Source organism: Planktothrix sp. FACHB-1355 (assembly GCF_014748295.1).
Taxonomy (GTDB): Bacteria; Cyanobacteriota; Cyanobacteriia; order Cyanobacteriales; family Aerosakkonemataceae; genus Aerosakkonema; species Aerosakkonema funiforme_A.
The window spans coordinates 1-2,415 of the sequence record NZ_JACJUP010001052.1; the positions used below are offsets into that span (position 1 = coordinate 1).

General features: G+C 39.2%; 2 protein-coding genes. Both read left to right on the plus strand.

Going from position 1 to position 2,415, the window contains the following annotated elements:
• A partial coding sequence (locus H6S82_RS28825; protein WP_191057144.1) for an ATP-binding protein occupies positions 1-898 on the plus strand: 898 nt, incomplete at its 5' end.
• Between the two features lie 606 nt (positions 899-1,504).
• The coding region (locus H6S82_RS28830; RefSeq protein WP_191057145.1) for a serine/threonine-protein kinase at positions 1,505-2,415 on the plus strand (911 nt) is incomplete at its 3' end.

Here is a 2,415-nt window from a genome sequence, read left to right on the forward strand (position 1 = left end):
GTACGAGCGATCGCAGCAATATTCCCAACAGCTAGAACAAGCTTTACATGACTTGCAGCAAACCCAATTGCAAATGATTCAAAGCGAAAAAATGTCAGCATTGGGAAACTTAGTTGCTGGTGTCGCACATGAAATTAATAACCCAGTTGGCTTTATTTCCGGCAATTTGAACGGAACTAAATCCTCGGTGCGAGACTTAGTGGAACATTTAAATTTGTATCGCACCCAAGCCTCTGCTGCCGAAATTGCCGACCATGCGGAAGAGATCGATCTAGAATATCTTATTGAAGATGTGACCAAAATTATTGATTCGATGCAATTGGGTTGCGATCGCCTCCGTAACATCAGCACTTCACTCCGCATTTTCTCGCGTTCTGACCAAGATTACAAAGTACCATTTAACCTTCATGAAGGTATTGATAGCACTATTTTAATTCTCAAACATCGTCTCAAAACGAACGAGCAACGTCCGGCAATTAAAGTGATTACCAACTATGGTGATTTACCTCGAATCGAGTGTTTTCCAGGACAAATAAATCAGGTTTTTATGAATATTATTGCGAATGCTATCGATGCTATAGATGAATCAAATATCGGTCGAAGCTTTGCAGAAATCAAAGCCAAACCTAACCTGATTACAATTACTACGTATGCCGAAAAAGAGCAGGTAAAAATCGCGATTGCCGATAATGGTCGGGGAATGTCAGAGGAAGTTAAAAGCAAGATTTTCGACCATTTATTTACTACCAAAGCAGTGGGGAAAGGGACGGGATTGGGATTGGCGATCGCCCGCCAAATCGTCGTGGAAAAACATGGCGGTTCGATCGATTGTGCTTCTCAGCCAGGAGAAGGTACTGCATTTACAATTTATCTGCCAATCAAAACTAAAAATGCGTAATTAGGTGCAGGTAAATAATCGACATTAAATAGCTCAATAACTATTTGGTAATCAATTAAAATTGTACATTGTTTGCCTGCAATCCCCTATAAAACAGGTAAATTCACTACTTTTTCACAAATTTTTTGTATATTTGTATAATAGAGATCGATCCAGGTAATCAAGAAAGAAATGTTAATCTATCCTCATAACTTGTTAGGCAAATATTTTCTAACAGAAGAAATTTGTACGGGTAATTTTACTCTCGTATATCGTTTATTTGCAGAATCCCAAAATACTGAAACATCAACTGTAATTGATAACTTACTGCGACTCACGTTTAATAAAGCAATCTTATTTCGAGATCGATATACGATTACAAAAAATTTCGATATAGCAGGAATAATGTATAGGAGATTTACCAAAAATACGCCTCACATTCAATCTTCTTGACATTGGGAAAGAAAAAATAATCATCGAAAAACATCAGGGGAGTATCGAAGTTGAGTCAACTGTTGGTCGCGGCACCGAGTTCTGCATCCGACTGCCAATTTAACCATAGCTATCTTCTCAAATCTAGTAATTTCAAGCCAAACAACCATTCAACTAAGTTACAGGGAAATCATCATGAATCTGACAGGATATCAACTCAAAACAGAATTATATAACGGTTCGAGAACTTTAGTTTATCGCGGTAAACGCGAGGCGGACTCGCTACCAGTTGCGCTCAAGCTACTGAAAAAATCCTATCCCAGTTTCAGCGAATTAGTGCAATTTCGCAATCAGTATACCATTGCCAAAAATCTCAAGTCACCGTTAATTATCCAAACCTATAGCCTGGAAAACTACCAAAATGGTTATGCCTTGGTGATGGAAGATTTCGGAGGAGTTGCTTTATCTAATTATTTCAAGTTGCGAGAAAAATTACCAATTCAGTTACTGCCAGAATTTTTGTCGATCGCCCTAGTCCTGTGCGATGCCATAGAGCTATTGTACCGAGAACGGGTAATTCACAAAGATATCAAACCCAGCAACATTTTGATTAATCCCCAAACCAAAGAAGTTAAATTAATCGACTTTAGTATTGCCTCCCTGTTACCGAGAGAAACCCAAACGCTAGTAAACCCCAATGTACTCGAAGGCACATTAGCTTATATTTCTCCCGAACAAACTGGCCGAATGAATCGGGGAATTGACTACCGGACAGATTTTTATTCATTAGGTGTAACTTTTTACGAAATACTGACGGGCGAGTTACCGTTTCAATCAAACGAGCCGATGGAGTTGGTGCATTGTCACATTGCCAAACCGCCCAAATTAGTGAATCAAATCAATCCAGATATTCCGGCTGTTCTATCAGAAATAGTATCCAAATTGATGGCAAAAAATGCCGAAGACCGCTATCAAAGCGCATTAGGGCTGAAATGGGATCTAGAACAATGCTGGCAGCAATTGCGAACAAAAGGTCAAATTGAAGCTTTTCCTATTGCACAACGAGATCTGTGCGATCGCTTCATCATCCCCGATAAACTTTATGG